The following is a 13,040-nucleotide window of genomic DNA, read 5'->3' as shown; positions in this document are numbered from 1 at the left end:
TTCAACGGAACGGCAAAATCAGCAGCCGCGAAAAGTCTAGCAGTTTTGGATCGCGTTGGTCTTTGAGGCCGATTTCCATGCCTTCTTGGCCCAGGAGCGGCGTTGCGCAATAAGTGCCGCACAGCTTGTCCCAGAACGGCACGGAAAATCCGAAATTGCTGTCCATTTCCGGCTTGTAGGTCGAATGATGGATGCGGTGCATGTCCGGGGTGATGAGAAACAGTCGGAGTCTCCTTTCCCACGGAGCCGGGATGCGCGCATTTCCGTGATTGAACAAAGCACAGGCGTTCAAAAGTATCTCGAAGACCAGAATGGCCGTCGGCAATATTCCGAAAGCGATGGCTAAAGCCATTTTGTAGTAGGTCGACAGGACGATTTCCAAGGGATGAAAACGGATGGCCGTGGTCGTGTCGAAACCGAGGTCGAGATGGTGAATCTTATGCAATCGCCAGAACAGCGGAACCCGATGAAAGGCGATGTGCTGGAGGTAAATGGCGAAGTCGAGCAGGAGTAAGCCAGCTGCGAAGGATAAACTGTAAGTCAGGGCGAGTTGGTTGAACAGGCCCCAGTGGCTTTCGAGTGCGAACTCTGCGGCGAAATATGCGCCTCCGCCGCTCAAGATGCGTGCGACGGCGGAGTTGAGGGTCATCAGACCGAGGTGCCGCGCAAGCCGGCGTATCTTGCCTTCGGGAAACGTCCGGAATGGACTACGCCACTCCCATAACAGCATCATGCCAAGCACGCCGAGAAAGAAAACAAGACGGAGGATAGATTCAGTCATGGCGGTAATATGCGGCGGCTAACTTGGCCGGATTGGTCCCGAGAAAATAGAGCAGTCGCAGTTTCCACATGAGGAGGATAGTACGCACCGTTCCGTTTTGTTCCCATCGCCGGCTGGACGTTATCACCCGCTCCAGAAGGCAGGCGGGGCTAGCGATGCGTTTTAGCCGCTCGCTCAGCGCTATGTCCTCCATGAGTGGGATCTCCGGAAAGCCGCCGATGCGCTCGAAGATGTCTCGCCGCACGAATATGGCCTGGTCGCCCGTCGCGATGCCGGTCAAGCGAGAGCGCCAGTTCATCAGAGTTTCGACGATCCGCAGCAACGGACGATTCCCGGACAGCCGCACGTCGAAGCGTCCCCATGCGGCCTGGGATTCGAAAACTTTTGTTAACGCGAGGAGTGCGTTCTCCGGCAATCGGGTGTCGATATGGAGAAATAACAGGTAGCCGCCCGTCGCTACGCTTGCGCCGGCATTCATCTGCGCGGCTCGCCCCTTGGGCGCGCGTACGATCGACGACACGAATTCACGGGCCAGGTTCGGACTACCGTCCGTGCTTCCGCCGTCGGCAACGACGATTTCGATTCCCTGACTTCTTAACGGCTGCAGCCGGGATAGCGCCTCCCGGATTATGTCCGCCTCGTTCAAAACCGGAATGATGACAGACCAACGAACGTTTGCGGGCATGTCGCGACACGAGTCGCGGGAGGGTTTGGCGGCCGACTTCTCAGCTAAGCCGTTCGATCTGTTTGTCATGCCGCCGACTCAACAGTGCAAGCGATATCAAAGCCCCGGCCAAGGCAAAAGCCATGTCCGATTGCGCATCCCACAGATCGCCTTGCATCGCCAGAAAATCCTCGGCCCCGTCTCTCAAGGCCACCGCAACGGCCCATTCAACGAGCTCGTAGGCGGCGCTGAGCGCGAGGCACAGGGCCGCGACAATCGCGGCCAGCCAGCGTCGATCCCGAAAAACGCCGGAACGAATGAAAATTTCTCGAAAAACAACCGCGGGCGAAAACCCTTGAAAAAAATGAGCCAGCTTGTCGAAGTTGTTTCGCTGACTCCCGAATAGCGGTTTCAGCCAATCGAAAAAAGGAACTTTGCCGAACGAGTAATGCGCGCCGACGAGGATCAGCAGGCATAAAGCCAGGATCAGGCTATAGGCCAGAGGAGTCAGAGGAAAGAGACGATGCGTGGCGATTACTGCGACGAACGCAGCCATGGCGGGTATTGCATCCAAAAGCCAGACGCTATAGCTGTACGGCTGAACGACCGACCACGCCAGCACGGAAACAAATGCAAAAATAAAGATGTTGAACAATGATCTGATATCTCCAGCGGTTTCCATTAAACATTGACTAATTACGGCTCCATGAGTAGCCTTTACGCCAGCTTACGAGATTACTCTAAGTCGTCCGAACCACACTTCGCAAAATGGCCGTGCAACGTTACGGCCGTATCGAGTTCAAGGAGGGAGCATAGTGTACGTTAAGCCTTCAATCCGGTCGCATCGGGTGTTCAAGGCGACAGCGCTGCACGCAAAGGACGGCACTTTGCCGAATTTCAATCCATCGCCCTTGTTTTCTTCGCGGCATCGATCCGTTTTCGACAAGCCGCGGCGCGCCTCCTATGAAATCACTCGTCTGAAGAGTCAATCTTTCAAAACCTTGGCTTGTCGGAGGCAATCGAATCGTGGCTGAGGTGTTACTCATAAGCCGGTGCTGGCGCGCCGAATGTTTCGATCAGTTCTATTCGGTGTTGTTCCATCAACGTGTCCCGCCGATTTAGCGGTCGGCGGCAGGCAAGGAAGTGATAATGATAAAAAAATGCATGGTCTTCATTTGTGGGGCATTTTTGCTTGCGCTCGTAGATAGCGGTGTTTCCCACGCCCGTACGAAGGCGGGAGCGACGAAATCAGCGGTAGAGGATACCGTTCCTCGGAGTGAATACGAGAAACTGAAACAAGAAGTCGAGGCGCTGAAGGCGCAGGTCCAGATTCTCATCGAAAACGAAACTTGGGAGCGAGAGTCCTTGCCGCAGGCGCAGGCACAGAAAACCCAAGAAGCGGCGGCAGAGACATCCGAGCAAGGGGAGAAGACGGCGACGGCACGAGCCGAAACGGCTCCCGCCGCGCCCAAAAAAGTATCTCCGGAAATGGGGTTGAAGGAGGGGGACCGAGAAAAAGAGGCGGAGGAGGCCAAGATAGAACTCGATCAATTCCTGAGATCGCAAAAGGTCTTGTTCAAGAGAGGCGATCTGCAGGTCGAGTTCATCGCGAGTTACGCTCAAGATACATCCGAAATATCGCCATATAAAGTGAGGGCTAGAGCGGCAAGCGCTGGTGTTTTGTTTCGCTACGGCTTGATCGACGATCTCGAGCTGGATATATCCGTTCCATTTAATTTCCAAGAGCTAGAACTAGATACAATTCAGCCGTTTTTTGCTCGCGAAGGCTTTAGGCGGCAGGATGGTTCCGGACTGGGTGACGTCAGTGGCAGTCTGCGATGGGGCGCCTTGCACGAAGAGGGCCTCGTTCCGGAAACAACGTTGAGCCTGAACGTCAAATCCGATACCGGACGGGAGGGGCGCGGCCTTACGAGTGTTTTAGGGCCCAGCGTAGGGTCCAATTTACTGATCGTAGATCCCAGTTTAGGCACAGGCTTTTGGAATGTCGGCGGTTCCGTATCGCTCGTCAAGACGGTGGATCCGGTAGTCCTCTTCGGTTCTCTGGGCTACAACGCGGTCCTCGAAGACGGCAGAATCGACCCGGGCGATCAAATTCCTTATTCCCTCGGTATGGGCTTCTCGTTGAATGATCGGGTAAGTTTCTCCACAGCCTTGAACGGTGCCGCGATACTGCGAGACAAGATCGATGGTCGAGAAATTACGGGTTCCGGCAGGGATATTCACTCGCTCAACTTGGCCGTTACCGTACAGGTGGCTAAGGGCTTATTCGTGGAACCCTTCGTAAATTTCGGCTTGAGCGAAGAGGCCACGGATTTTTTCGCGGGCGTCAACGTTCCGTACCGGTTTGATCGACAGTATCCCCTGCCTTTTTTCCGATGAGCAGAGCGTCTATCTAACTAAAGGAGATTAAATGCTATGAGTAGCTGTTTTATTCAAGGTTTCATTCTCCCGGTTGGAGAAGAGAGTGGGGTGGCTCATTTTCGACTCCTTTAACGTAGTTGATCAGTAAAACATGGTGTTGGTAATAAGCCGGAGGTGTTTGCAAACTGCATAAGAAAATTTTTGCATTGGATGCGGCTGCCTAAACGATATGACCTAGTTCGCGAAACAATTGACCCAGGCTAGGCAGGCTGACCGGCACCCTATTATCGGTTTCGACGTTTTTTCTTAGCCAAAACTTGCACGGATCGCAAGGTTGGGAAGATTACATGGAAAGTATCAACGTTCTTTACCTCGCCCTCAAACCAGAGGCAGATGATGCCGTTTCATCGATAAGAAATGCGGTGGGACGCAATATTCATGTTACGTGTGATCCCGCACAAGCTCGGAATCTTTTGAGTAGCGGCGATTTTCATGTCGGGCTCATTCAATTCGAGCCATTCGACGAAAACTTTTTCCAGCGCGTTATCGGCGACATTTTTTATTATCCGGAAGGGTCATCCATGCAGTGGGTGGCTTTGGTATCTTCGTCGTCTATGGAAAACGAGGCGGTCTGCCGGCTTATCGCAGAGTATTTCTACGATTATCACACGTTGCCTTTCGATATCGACCGCCTAAGGATTACACTCGGTCATGCATCCGGCATGGCGGGAGTTAGAAGGAAGGTATTTCCGCGTACAAGCGAATGGCTCAACAAAAGCGAGTTGATCGGATCAAGCCCGGCCATGAGGCGGGTACTTCACAGTATCGACAAAGTTTTATCTTACGACTTGCCAGTTTTGATCACGGGAGAAAGCGGCACCGGCAAGGAATTGGCCGCGTTAGCCATTCACAATCATTCACCACGTTCCGAAGGACCTTTTGTTGCCGTCAACTGCGCCGCTTTGCCGTCCAATCTGATTCAGTCGGAACTTTTCGGTTACGAAAAAGGCGCTTTCACCGGTGCCCATCAGCGAAAACTGGGATTAATTGAAAAAGCCGGAGGGGGTACTCTTTTTCTGGATGAAACCGGTGAATTACCGCTTGATTTGCAAGCCAATCTTCTTCGCTTTCTCCAGCAGAAAACCATTTATCGAGTCGGCGGCCACGAAGAGATTGCCGTCGACGTCAGAATCATTTCGGCAACCCATGTCGACCTAGAGGAAGCTGTCCGCAAAGGGCGTTTCAGGGAAGATCTTTATTATCGACTCAATGTCTTGAGGGTTACCATGCCGCCTTTGCGTGACCGGGGTTACGATATTGAATTACTGGCGGAGTACTTTCTAAATAGTTTCAAGAAACAAAATGTCTGTAAGGCAAGGCAGTTCAGTCGGCGTGCGTTGAAGGTGATGCGGCACTACAGTTGGCCTGGAAACGTGCGCGAATTGAAAAACCGCGTAGAGCGTGCGCTGGTCATGTGCGACGACGCGTATATTTCGCCGGCGGATTTGGGTTTGGAGGAATATTCGCCGCAGCCTCTCGCGCTAAACCTGAAGGCTGTCAAGGATCAGGCAGAGAAGGACATACTCCACCGGGTATTAGATCAGGCGGGCGACAGCGTAGTGACGGCTGCTCAAATATTGGGGGTATCCCATGTTACGCTTTACCGGTTGATCAAGAAGCACGATATTAAACTTCAAAAATAATTTTTTCCATTTAAAAAACCTGTCGTTACGGTTGAGCTAGCGAAGCAGGAAAATCCTTTTACCCGTTTGACCGACGCACGTCTGGCTGCCTCGGAGAGAATTTGCAGCGATGGTGATATGCCTGCGCGCCTGCAAATTACCTCTGATACTCTCTTGGTTATGCTCTTCGGTTTTTGCGGCATTGGCTCAACTAAGGGCCATGATTGCTCGTTGCACGGGAGTGTCTTTAAGGATTTGTTAGTCGGCTTTTTTCAAAAAGTTAAATTCACTGAAAATATTAGTCACTCAATATAATCAGTCACTTAGAGTTGCTGGCGGTATAACTGAAGGATGGGAATAACAAAATTGTAAAAGTGGGCCGGTGTTTCGGGAGCCGCCTGGTTGGCGCGAGGCACTCGGACCGGAGGCCAAGGACGCGGCGGGGCCGCTTCGAGGAATCTCAGCTTTGGGGCAAGGGGGTAACCGTTTTGTTATACCGAATTCACCGCGATAAAGTCCTGTGATATGACCGGGTTATTCACCCTATTACAGCCGTGTAACACGGGTGGCGGTTATGGCCGGAGCGCTGACGTACCTTAACGGGAATGGGGCGGTTTTAGATCGGCTTGTTTCGTCTGGCTTACGCCCTTTAAACCCGGAAATAAAGGCGTGGCTCAATACCTCAGGGAAAGCGGCGTGTTTACCTTTTTCAAAAACGTACATTTTCAAGCTGGAAAGCGGGCGGTGGAGGTATGTCATGCCGGCGGAATCTGGGGCGGCGGCAGGGGCGGCGCATATGGAAAATAAAAAACTCGTTTTAAAACAATTGAAAATGGCTGGTCGGGATTCTGGTGGTCAAAGGTGGCACGAGGTCTGCAATATGGTTATCGGTCGCAAGGATGCGACTCGAACAAAAGGGAATTTGATAACTGTGATCTTGCTGCGCACTGTTCTGAGGAACGGGTGCGATGGTAAGGGATGAATTCATTAGGCAAGACCTAGAAAGGAGTTCGATTATGAAATCGTATGCATTGGCTGCTGTGTTGTCTTCGGTGATGGTTGCCGGTCCGGCGTTGGCCGACAACGATTTTCGTGCTTTGGGGCAGGTGTCCAATCTGACGCCGATGACGGAAACGCAGCTCGCGGCCGTCGAGGGCGGCCAGTCTTGCTCGGGTGGTTTATTCAATCTTGCGAACACCTGTCTTAACGTAGCCGTACCTACCGTAGTTGCAATTAACCTGGGCATTTTGGGGAGTCCCAGCCAGTATATTAAGCAAATCACGTCACAGTATATTCAATAACAGCGAACTCGGAGTCCCGATGGCATCCTGATCGGGACCGGGGAATCAGGCGGGGGGCGATCATCAGTCGGCCCTCGCCTTTTTGATGAGAGCCTGGCGAGAGCCGAATGGGTTGAAAGTATCGGCTTGAAAGGTTGTTTTTATACGGAAAATGGGTATCGATGCGAATTCAGCACGATATCCCCAGAACGCAAGAGTCTATATCGTAAAGCAATCCATTTTCTGTTTTGAGCGTTATTTCGTTCCCCAAATCTTCGGGTATTCCCTGTTGTGTTTTATCAGTTGATCAATAAGCACGATATCAAACTTCAAAAATAACTCTCCTCATTTACAAAAGCCTGCCATCGTGGCCGAGATTGCGGAGCGGAATACCGGCTGTTGTCGGTACTGCCTCGAACGTCCGTAAGCGCTGTTGATATTCCCTACATTAACCCCGGTACGTCCAAATCGGTATCTTGCTGTTCTTTCTTCGCCGTGTCGGCGAAGAAGAGCGCCCCGACTGCCCGCTGACTGGAGTGGATCTAAACGCCCGGCAGCTCGGCAATATCAAGAAGTTAAATTCACTGAAAATATTAGTCACTCAATATAATCAGTCACTTAGAGTTGCTGGCGGTATAACTGAAGGATGGGAATAACAAAATTGTAAAAGTGGGCCGGTGTTTCGGGAGCCGCCTGGTTGGCGCGAGGCACTCGGGCCGGAAGCCAAGGACGCGGCGGGGCCGCTTCGAGGAATCTCAGCTTTGGGGCAGGGGGTAACCGTTTTGTTATACCGAATTCACCGCGATAAAGTCCTGTGATATGACCGGGTTATTCACCGTATTACAGCCGTGTAACACGGGTGGCGGTTATGGCCGGAGCGCTGACGTACCTTAACGGGAATGGGGCGGTTTTAGATCGGCTTGTTTCGTCTGGCTTACGCCATTTAAACCCGGAAATAAAGGCGTGGCTCAATACCTCAGGCAACGCGGTGCGTTTACCTTTTTCAAAAACGTACATTTTCAAGCTGGAAAGCGGGCGGTGGAGGTATGTCATGCCGGCGGAATCTGGAGCGGCGGCAGGGGCGGCGCATATGGAAAATAAAAAACTTGTTTTAAAACAATTGAAAATGGCTGGTCGGGGTTCTGGTGGTCAAAGGTGGCACGAGGTCTGCAATATGGTTATCGGTCGCAAGGATGCGACTCGAACAAAAGGGAATTTGATAACTGTGATCTTGCTGCGCACTGTTCTGAGGAACGGGTGCGATGGTAAGGGATGAATGCATTAGGCAAGACCTAGATAAGGAGTTCGATTATGAAATCGTATGCATTGGCTGCTGTGTTGTCTTCGGTGATGGTTGCCGGTCCGGCGTTGGCCGACAACGATTTTCGTGCTTTGGGGCAGGTGTCCAATCTGACGCCGATGACTGAAACGCAGCTCGCGGCCGTCGAGGGCGGTCAGTCTTGCTCTGGTCTTCTGAGTTTCGCGAACACCTGTCTTAACGTAGCCGTACCTACGATCACCGCGTACAACGTGAGTTTTCTCGGGCTACTTGGAGCTACCACCCAGAGCATTAAGCAAGTTACAAACCAGTATATTCAATAACGGCGAACTCGGAATCCCGATGGCATCCTGATCGGGACCGGGGAATCAGGCGGGGGGCGATGATCAGTCGGCCCTCGCCTTTGTGATAAGTCGGCGGCATACCTCGTTTGAACTCGGGGCTAATGTGTCGTCAAAATCGAATTGTTCATGCAGGAAAAGGAGTTCGATCATGAAAGCATATGCATTGGTTGCTGTGTTGTCTTCGGTGATGGTTGCCGGCCCGGCGTTGGCCGACAACGATTTTCGTGCTTTGGGGCAGGTGTCCAATCTGACGCCGATGACTGAAACGCAGCTCGCGGCCGTCGAGGGCGGTCAGTCTTGCTCTGGTTTTTTCAGTATTGGAAACACATGCCTCAATGTAGCCGTACCTACGGTAACTGCGGTTAATCTGAGCCTCTTCGGACGAGCCTTCCAGGATATCGTACAGGTCACGAACCAGAGTATCCACTAACGGCAAACTCGGGGTCCCGACGGCATCCTGATCGGGACCGGGGAGTCAGGCGGGGGCGGTCAGTCCGTCCCCGCCTTTTTGCTGAAGACGAGGTGACAAACGAACGGGCACTAAGGATTGGCTCGCGAGCTTTTTTCCGGCACACCGTCTGAGGTGTTGACGCAAGCCTATCTGGCGCAGGCGGCGCTTCAAAACGCCATGAACACGTCAGCAGCCGATGGCGGCATTACGCAAAATCAGGTGGACAGGACAACATCGCTACGTCAGGCTTGCGAATCACAAGCATGCACTCAAAGTGCGAACCTAACGACTAATTCGCGGATTTAGTGGTATAAGGAAACATTGTCCATCGCTGTCTGGTTTAGGGAAAGGGAATGACAAAGATAAGCGGCTTAATTGTGTGGGGGGTGTTGCTGTGCGCTGCCATGGCACACACGGTTGTGGCCGAGCCGAGAACGGCGCCCGCGATAACGCGGCATACCTTGATCGAGCTCCGGGATCGGGCGGTCGTCAAGCAGCGTCTCGATTATTCCTGTGGTGCCGCGGCATTGGCGACCCTGCTGCGGTACTACTATGGCGAGGATACCTCCGAGCAAGATATTCTGAATCGCCTTAATGCAATTTTGGTCAATTTGACCAAGGAGCAATGGGCACACAAGAAGCGGATCGGTTTTTCGCTGCTCGATCTCAAGAAGGTGGCTCAGCAAAAAGGCTACCGGGCAGCAGGCTTCGAATTGACGATCGATCAGCTAAAACAGCTGATAGCGCCCGTCCTGGTCTACGTGCATCCTTTCGGATATCACCATTTCGCCGTACTGAGAGGAATTGCTGGTGACCGGGTCTACCTTGCCGATCCCGGGCGCGGCAACCTGCGAATGAGTCTATCGCGCTTTCAAGACGAGTACGGCGGCGTCATCTTCGTGCTGGGAAAGCCGGGGGAAGAAAACATCGTGTCCTATCCACTGGCGCTGGGAAGGCCTTCCGACTACCCGGAAGTGCGGTTGCGGGATTTCGCCGAGCGAGCCGACATTCTGACCAGTTCCGCGACCAATCTGAATGTCAGGATACACCCACCGCGTTAGCTTAAACCCTATTGTCCGGGGGGGGGGGCGGGTGCGGGAGATGGTCAAGGGTGCTGTTTGGGAGAGTCGAAGAAAACCAGACGGCCGCTCCCGTGCATGACGTATGCCCAGGCATCGACCGGGAACTTGATCGCAGCGATTCCGCAGGTCGGAAGAGTGCCGAGACTTTCGCCGGTCAGCCGAGTGACCAGTTCGCTGAGATCGGGGTTGTGGCCGATTAGGTAGACTCTGTTATAGATATTCTCTAGGGACCGAATCAATTCGAGGAGAGCCGGTGTCCCTTGCAGGTAAATGCTGTCACGTACCGCGATTGCCCGGCTGTCGTAGCCGACCGCTTCCGCGATCAGTTCGGCGGTTTCGAGAGCGCGTTTTGCCGGGCTCGTTACGATTAGATCCGGTTCCTGTCCGCGAAACTTCAATACATCGCCCATGACCGGCGCATCGCGTTTGCCGCGGTTGTTCAAGGGACGGTCGATATCCGCCAGAAACGGTTGATCCCGGTCGGATTTGGCGTGACGGATGACGATTAGGCTTTTCATGGCGGCGACCGCGCGCTGTTTCCAATTTGATCACGGCATTTTCATGAAACGATCTTTCCTGTACAAGAGGGGGAAGCTGGACGCGCTTTCGATGGAAGAGCTCGGACAGTACCTCGACGGAATGATTTTTCGTTATGCACCGGCAGGTTATACTATGCCCAAATGGCGTGTTTCCGCCGCGTTCTCATCCTCTTTCGTGGTCCTAAGATTCCGACTGAGTCGTATTTGAAGCAGTTCGTTCTTTTTAATACACCCGTTTTGCAAGCAAAGTCCGTAATACTCGATCACGACAGTGATCAGTCGAGTATTCTTGGCGTGCTTGTCGTTTAGTAATGCCTTGACAATATTGTGGGTTTTGCTATTTAGGGCTAATTTGCCCCGGCTTTTGAGCTCGGGCAAGGAAAAATGCATGTGAACGTAAGAGATCTGAGCCTGGTCCGCAGCACAAGATTTGGTTACTGAGTTTCCGAGGAAAAACACACTGTGAGCTTTCGAAGCTGGATTGTCGTCTTTTTGTGTCCTTTATTTTTCAATGATGCCTTGGCCGAGCCCGGCAAGCCGGCGCCGCCGCCACCCCAAGTTCCAGCTCCGAGCGCACCCGTTACACCTCCGGCCGACAAAGCGCCGGCCAAGCCTTTCGAGTTTTCGGATGTGGAGCAGAAGGCAAAGGAATTAGCCCGCAAGCCTTATGTGCGCGACGAAGCCGGGATGCCCGAGTTTCTGACCAAGCTGGATTACGATCAATACCGCGATATTCGGTATAAACCGGAAAAAGCCCTCTGGCGCGATGAGAACCTGCCCTTTCAAATTCAGGCGTTCCATCGCGGTTTTATGTTCAAGGACCGCGTGATCATCAATATCGTGGACCACGGAAATGCGACGCGGCTCGCGTATTCGCCGGAACTATTCGACTTCGGCAAGAATCAATTTCCCAATCCACTTCCCGCGGATCTAGGATTTGCCGGTATACGCTTCCATCATCCGCTGCGGAAAGACGACGTCTCCGACGAAATCGCCGTTTTTCTAGGCGCCAGTTATTTCCGGGCGGTCGGATTGGGACAGTTGTACGGCTTGTCCGCGCGCGGGCTGGCGATCGATACCGGTTTGCCTAAGGCGGAGGAGTTCCCGATCTTCAAAGAGTTCTGGATTGAAAAGCCGGCGAAGGACGCGAGTTCGCTCACGGTGCACGCTTTACTGGATAGCCAAAGGGTAACCGGCGCTTATCGCTTCGTCATTCACCCCGGCCTTGATTTGACCATGGATGTGACGAGTCACCTTTATTTTCGCCAGAGCATCGAACGGATTGGAATTGCGCCGCTAACCAGCATGTTCTTTCACGGCGAGAACACCGATCGTTTCATGGACGACTTCCGGCCGGAGGTGCACGATTCCGATGGCTTATTGATCGGGAGAAGCACCGGCGAATGGGTATGGCGTCCGTTGAACAACCCGCGCCAGCTTCGCATCAGCGTCTTCAGAGATGAGAAGCCCGTGGGTTTCGGCTTGATGCAAAGAGACCGCAATTTCGATCATTACCAAGACTTGGAAGCCAGCTATAACCGCCGTCCCAGCGCCTGGATCGAAGCTTTGGGCGATTGGGGGCCGGGCGCGGTTTACCTGATTGAAATTCCGAGCGACGCGGAGAAATACGACAATATCGTCGCTTTTTGGGTGCCCGATCAGCCAACCGGAGAAGGCAAGGAATATACGTACAGCTATCGTCTCCATTTCGAATTGGACGAATTCACCGCGCCTGGCGGCGGAAAAGTCGCGGCCACCCGTATCGGCGCGACCATTCCGGATAGTCCTAATCGCAAATTCGTCGTCGAGTTCGCCAGTCCTACGCTCAAGCTGCTCAGCGACAAGGCCTCGGTCGAAGCCGAGGTAAGTGCTTCCGCCGGTAAGATTACCAATACCGTGGTTCAGAAAAACAGTGAAAATGATCAGTGGCGTTTGAGCTTTGATTTAGAACCCGAAAAAGATAAAGACCCGGTCGAGTTGCGTGCGATGTTGAAATCCGGCAAGGATGCGCTTACCGAAACGTGGGTTTATCAGTGGAACCGTCGATGAATCAAGTACGGATTTTAGAAGAGATGATAACGTCCGGCGATGCGGACTCCGCTCCTCAATCATGGCTTCCCGGGATCAAGGAGCGGGTCGTCGCCTACCTGCAGAGCCTCGGCTTGTCTCGGCAGGATTTGATCGAGAACTTAGCCGACGACTGTCTGAACCGTGCCCGCCGCCGGGTCGGACGCGGGGCTGGAGACGAATTGCTCAAGCGTGCGATAGAAGAGGCCCAGCGGCGTTTCGACCACGCCTTGGCGCGAGCCATGCGCTTGTCTCCGTCCAAGGATCCTCATCCCATAGCTGCGGCCCGCGCCGCCTTGCTGCTGACCGGTTGCCCGTCGGCCAGCGACGCTCTGTTCGGAAATCCGGATCCGCCGTCTGAGACGGGTGAAATGCTAAGAGAAATTCTGCCCCGACCCACTCCGCCCGAGGACTCCGTTCCTATGGCCGAACAGCCGCTGAGATTCTGGCTGTTCAAATCGACTCATCAAAGCAGCTAACCCTTTTTCA

14 protein-coding genes are annotated in these 13,040 nt (G+C 53.3%); 10 read left to right on the top strand and 4 right to left on the bottom strand.

Going from position 1 to position 13,040, the window contains the following annotated elements:
- Position 1: 1 nt before the first annotated feature.
- Genes ACR2R1_RS12730 through ACR2R1_RS12720 form a run of 3 tightly spaced genes read right to left on the bottom strand, consistent with a single transcriptional unit; the run spans position 2 to position 2,100 of the window.
- On the bottom strand, positions 2 to 781 hold the full coding sequence (locus ACR2R1_RS12730; RefSeq protein WP_077730299.1) for a sterol desaturase family protein: 780 nt from the start codon (positions 779 to 781) through the stop codon (positions 2 to 4).
- Positions 774 to 1,466, bottom strand: coding sequence for a TIGR04283 family arsenosugar biosynthesis glycosyltransferase (locus ACR2R1_RS12725; protein WP_347257498.1), 693 nt, complete (start codon positions 1,464 to 1,466; stop codon positions 774 to 776). Before ACR2R1_RS12725 ends, ACR2R1_RS12730 begins: the two co-directional genes overlap by 8 nt.
- A gap of 40 nt (positions 1,467 to 1,506) precedes the next feature.
- Positions 1,507 to 2,100: a DUF2238 domain-containing protein gene (locus tag ACR2R1_RS12720; protein ID WP_347257499.1), complete on the bottom strand. Its 594-nt coding sequence runs from the start codon at positions 2,098 to 2,100 to the stop codon at positions 1,507 to 1,509.
- A 494-nt stretch (positions 2,101 to 2,594) separates the two neighbouring features.
- Here ACR2R1_RS12720 and ACR2R1_RS12715 point away from each other — a divergent pair, with 494 nt between their 5' ends.
- The 8 genes from ACR2R1_RS12715 (at position 2,595) to ACR2R1_RS12680 (ending at position 9,924) form a co-directional block, all read left to right on the top strand.
- Positions 2,595 to 3,845, top strand: coding sequence for a transporter (locus ACR2R1_RS12715; RefSeq protein ID WP_434110331.1), 1,251 nt, complete (start codon positions 2,595 to 2,597; stop codon positions 3,843 to 3,845).
- A 329-nt stretch (positions 3,846 to 4,174) separates the two neighbouring features.
- Positions 4,175 to 5,530 (top strand): sigma-54 dependent transcriptional regulator, encoded by a 1,356-nt coding sequence (locus tag ACR2R1_RS12710; protein ID WP_077731759.1) that lies wholly within the window; start codon positions 4,175 to 4,177, stop codon positions 5,528 to 5,530.
- 553 nt (positions 5,531 to 6,083) lie between these two features.
- Positions 6,084 to 6,491: a hypothetical protein gene (locus ACR2R1_RS12705; protein WP_434110329.1), complete on the top strand. Its 408-nt coding sequence runs from the start codon at positions 6,084 to 6,086 to the stop codon at positions 6,489 to 6,491.
- Between the two features lie 34 nt (positions 6,492 to 6,525).
- Positions 6,526 to 6,810, top strand: a complete 285-nt coding sequence (locus ACR2R1_RS12700) for a hypothetical protein (RefSeq protein ID WP_077731757.1) — start codon at positions 6,526 to 6,528, stop codon at positions 6,808 to 6,810.
- Between the two features lie 847 nt (positions 6,811 to 7,657).
- Positions 7,658 to 8,065 carry a hypothetical protein gene (locus ACR2R1_RS12695; protein ID WP_434110327.1) on the top strand — a complete coding sequence of 136 codons (408 nt, stop codon included), beginning with the start codon at positions 7,658 to 7,660 and terminating at the stop codon, positions 8,063 to 8,065.
- A 35-nt stretch (positions 8,066 to 8,100) separates the two neighbouring features.
- A complete protein-coding gene (locus tag ACR2R1_RS12690; protein WP_077731755.1) occupies positions 8,101 to 8,391 on the top strand; it encodes a hypothetical protein in 291 nt (96 codons plus the stop codon).
- 169 nt (positions 8,392 to 8,560) lie between these two features.
- Positions 8,561 to 8,842 carry a hypothetical protein gene (locus tag ACR2R1_RS12685; protein WP_077731754.1) on the top strand — a complete coding sequence of 94 codons (282 nt, stop codon included), beginning with the start codon at positions 8,561 to 8,563 and terminating at the stop codon, positions 8,840 to 8,842.
- A 374-nt stretch (positions 8,843 to 9,216) separates the two neighbouring features.
- Entirely contained in the window at positions 9,217 to 9,924 is a 708-nt protein-coding gene (locus ACR2R1_RS12680) for a C39 family peptidase (RefSeq protein ID WP_086133661.1), read from the top strand.
- Positions 9,925 to 9,968: 44 nt separating this feature from the next.
- Here the strand turns inward: ACR2R1_RS12680 and ACR2R1_RS12675 are convergent, their stop codons facing one another.
- Entirely contained in the window at positions 9,969 to 10,463 is a 495-nt protein-coding gene (locus tag ACR2R1_RS12675) for a SixA phosphatase family protein (protein WP_434110325.1), read from the bottom strand.
- Positions 10,464 to 10,946: 483 nt separating this feature from the next.
- Between ACR2R1_RS12675 and ACR2R1_RS12670 the strand changes: the two genes are divergently transcribed.
- The gene (locus ACR2R1_RS12670; RefSeq protein WP_240506858.1) at positions 10,947 to 12,533 is read left to right on the top strand and encodes a glucan biosynthesis protein; all 1,587 of its coding nucleotides are present in this window, start codon (positions 10,947 to 10,949) and stop codon (positions 12,531 to 12,533) included.
- Entirely contained in the window at positions 12,530 to 13,030 is a 501-nt protein-coding gene (locus ACR2R1_RS12665; RefSeq protein WP_077731749.1) for a hypothetical protein, read from the top strand. The genes ACR2R1_RS12670 and ACR2R1_RS12665 overlap by 4 nt, the downstream gene beginning before the upstream one ends.
- Positions 13,031 to 13,040 lie beyond the last annotated feature (10 nt).

The organism is Methylocaldum sp. GT1TLB (genome assembly GCF_051027445.1).
In the GTDB taxonomy this organism is placed as follows: Bacteria; Pseudomonadota; Gammaproteobacteria; order Methylococcales; family Methylococcaceae; genus Methylocaldum.
This window is presented reverse-complemented; position numbering and strand designations above follow the sequence as displayed.